The 3,361-nt window shown below is 30.7% G+C and carries 4 protein-coding genes and 1 tRNA gene; 1 reads left to right on the top strand and 4 read right to left on the bottom strand.

Annotated elements, in window-relative coordinates; genetic code table 11:
- Window positions 1-434: 434 nt before the first annotated feature.
- Window positions 435-507, top strand: a tRNA-Thr gene (locus tag O3798_RS08585).
- 397 nt (window positions 508-904) lie between these two features.
- Here the strand turns inward: O3798_RS08585 and O3798_RS08580 are convergent.
- The 4 genes from O3798_RS08580 to O3798_RS08565 all read right to left on the bottom strand — a co-directional run.
- The gene (locus O3798_RS08580) at window positions 905-1,156 is read right to left on the bottom strand and encodes a GlsB/YeaQ/YmgE family stress response membrane protein (RefSeq protein WP_371464295.1); all 252 of its coding nucleotides are present in this window, start codon (window positions 1,154-1,156) and stop codon (window positions 905-907) included.
- Window positions 1,157-1,232: 76 nt separating this feature from the next.
- Window positions 1,233-1,442, bottom strand: coding sequence for a CsbD family protein (locus tag O3798_RS08575; protein WP_048712544.1), 210 nt, complete (start codon window positions 1,440-1,442; stop codon window positions 1,233-1,235).
- A gap of 176 nt (window positions 1,443-1,618) precedes the next feature.
- A complete protein-coding gene (locus O3798_RS08570) occupies window positions 1,619-2,491 on the bottom strand; it encodes a diacylglycerol kinase family protein (protein WP_371464294.1) in 873 nt (290 codons plus the stop codon).
- Between the two features lie 275 nt (window positions 2,492-2,766).
- On the bottom strand, window positions 2,767-3,361 hold a 595-nt coding region (locus O3798_RS08565; protein WP_371464293.1), incomplete at its 5' end, for an IS3 family transposase.

Below are 3,361 nucleotides of genomic sequence, written 5' to 3'. Positions count from 1 at the left end.
TTGAATTTTCATGAGCTTTGAAAAGCTCATTTTAATTACTGACTTATTGTATCTCTTTAAGAGATAAGAAATTGTTGTTTCTTCATCATAAAGATGAAGTCCCTACACATTTGGTTCGTCTTCTTTGTTCAGTTTTCAAAGGTCAATCGTTGTTTTTCAACAACTTCTATATCCTATCACAGGACATTTTCACTGTCAACAGATTTCATGTAACTTTTTCAAAGTTTTTTTGAAAGTGTTTTATAAGCGAATGTTCGCCCAACAGTGATATTAATTTATCATAACTGATTATCAATTTCAACCGATATGATTCAATTTTTTAAAAGTTTTTCTATTTTATTAAAATGCTCAAGAAAGTCGGATTTCTTCTATATAAATCCATCGCGAAACCTTTACAATTTAGAATAACACTCGTATAATTAATAGTACAAGAAGCCGAAATAGCTCAGTTGGCAGAGCAACGCACTCGTAACGCGTAGGTCGCAGGTTCGACCCCTGTTTTCGGCATAAGAAAAGCACTTGAAAGTCCTTTAGAATAAGGCTTTTAAGTGCTTATTTTGTGTTTTTGTTCCATAATTTGTTCCATTTTTATAGAATTTCTCTTACAGTGTCATATTCTGATTCTACTACTCTTAAACTCAATTATAACGATGACACGCTACTAGGTAAGCTAAGCAACCTATTAGACAAGAAAGGAAAGACTTTAAAGCTTATTATTCTATCTATAGAATTAATAGATAAACCATTCATTGCTTTTAAAAATGGAAATGTATTATATAGAAGCATTCTAGTCTTTAAGAGAAAAACTAATTGAGCTCAACTTAGAAAATCACGATGAAGAATTCGAGGATTGGCATTAAACAAACTAAAAAAGCGATAGAAATTTTCTGTCGCTTTTTGTCTTTTATTTCTTATTGAATTTATTTAAAACCCACAACAGGATACATGCACCTACAACTGATACTATTACACTATGAAGATTTAAGCCTGTAACTTCATATCCACCGAAGAAGTTAAATACTGCTCCTCCGATAAAAGCACCAACAATACCAGTAAAGATATTTGCTACTGCACCCATAGATTCATTTTTATTCATAATAATACTTGCGATCCATCCAGAGAATGCGCCAAGTACTAACCAAGATAGAATACCCATTTAATTCACTCCTTTAAATAATAAAAAGATAGCACGGCATTCAGCCGTACTATCCTCAGTAAATATAATTATACGACTATTTTTCTTCAGATTTAGAATCAAGTGCGTCTTTAGCTTTTTCAACTAATTCAGTCGCAACATCTTTAACATCTGAAGCAATTTCTTTAGCTTTTCCAACAGCTTGGTCTAAAAGACCTTCTGCTTTTGTAGAGTCGTCGTTAGTAACTTCTCCCACAACTTCCTTTGCTTTTCCTTTAACCTTATCTGTAAATCCTTTATCTGTCATAATAAATCTCCCTTTCTGTTTGGTATTTACACTTTTAATTATACATTAAAATAATTCTAAAGCAATGTATCTGCTTACATTCACAAAAAGAGCCATTTTTGTCGTTTTTGTTACGGTTAAAATCGGGTTCCCTTCACAAAGTCATCTTATATACGCACCACGAATATTTTTTATGTTTATAATGAATAAATTTCAATATGATTTCCTAATACTGTAATTTTTACTGGCAAATCATCAGATTGGTCACCATCAATATCGGATTCTAATTTAGTATCTGATGAGATTGTAATATCTTTTGCTTTAATATATTCAATATTATCATTCTCAACAATGTCACCTTTTAACAAATCTGGAATTAATGATAATTTTGAAATTATAGACGCATTTTTCAAAATTAATATATTCGCATACCCATCTTTGTTTTCTTCAAATATTTTCTTGTCAGCATAATAATTAGAAAGCAAAACTAATACTTGACTAGCTTCCCCTTCGTAATTCCCATTTTCTGTTTCAATTTTAATATTGAACACCTCATCTTTAATAACGGACTTAATTGTATTTATTGCATAAGCTAATACTCCATACTTTGTTTTATCTTCTATTTCAACGTTATGAATCGCCTCTGGTAAAGAACCTACACTAAAGATATATCCAAAATAGCTCTTATTTGCTTTTCCAATATCGATCGCATTTGTTTTATTAAAATCAAGTTGGTCAATTGCCTCATCAATATCTTGACTAATTTCTAGCAATTTAGTAATTAAATTGCCAGTCCCTCCTGGAATAATCCCTAATTTAGGAATATAGTTCTTTTCAGCAATACCAGAAATCACTTCATTAACAGTTCCATCCCCACCAAAAACAATTACCGCTTCATAATTCTCCATTGAAGCTTCTTCCGCAAAAGCAGTAGCATCTTTAGCTTTTTCAGTAATCTTCGTTTCAACATATTCAAAGTATTCTTTTGCTTTATTTTCTAATTTTTCTTTATAGTCTAACGCCTTTTCTCCTCCAGAAGTTGGATTAATAATTAGCATTGCTTTTTTCATAAAAGTTATCTCCTTATAATCATTCTCAATTTTACTAATCTGAAATAGATATATTATCTTTCGAGAGGTTTAGGCTATTATAGCATAGGTATTAAATCGTATTATTATCACACAACTTATTTGCTGATAATTACTTTTGTTCCATATTACTTTTTACCAAAGAAAAGCTTTATTAAGAAAAGCCTATTATATCAAGATTTTTGAAGTGCACCCTGTCAAGTAGACAGGAAAATAAATAAAGTGTATGACGAGTTCTTATGAACTCGTCTTTTTATTTATGCTGGGATTTTTAACCCCATTGATAAAGAAATTCTTTTCTTATTATAGAACTGGATATACTCCTCAACTTTCTCGAAAAGAGATTCATAGGTTTTGAAATGATATAAACGATATACTTCTTCCTTTAAGGTTCCCCAGAATGATTCAATTGGTCCATTATCGATACATCTTCCAGGACGGGACATACTATGTGTTATTTGTCCTTCTTCTATAAAGTGCTTAAAGAAATGAGAAGTATATTGGAATCCTCGATCGCTATGAATCATTGTTTTTGTTGGAATTATCTTTCTTTTTATTTGATTAAAAGTATCTTTAACAATTTGATTATTGTTTTGTTTAGAGATTTGATAAGCAACTATTTTCTTTGTGCCATAATCTAAAACTGCACTTAAATAAGCTTTTTCTCCCTTTCCATACTTCAATTCAGTGATATCCGTTAATAGTAGAGCCATTGGCTCGTATTCTTTCTTGAATTCTCGATTTAAAATATTAGCTGCAGTGTATTCTTCAGTGTTCGATTTATAACGATAACGTTTTTTTCGTATAACTGCCTTTAATCCCATTAGTTTCATAAGACGCTGAATACATTTA

It is taken from the genome of Granulicatella sp. 20925_1_45 (assembly GCF_041433555.1).
In the GTDB taxonomy this organism is placed as follows: domain Bacteria; phylum Bacillota; class Bacilli; order Lactobacillales; family Aerococcaceae; genus Granulicatella.
Note: the sequence above shows the minus strand (reverse complement) of the source record. Positions and strands in the feature narration are given on the sequence as shown.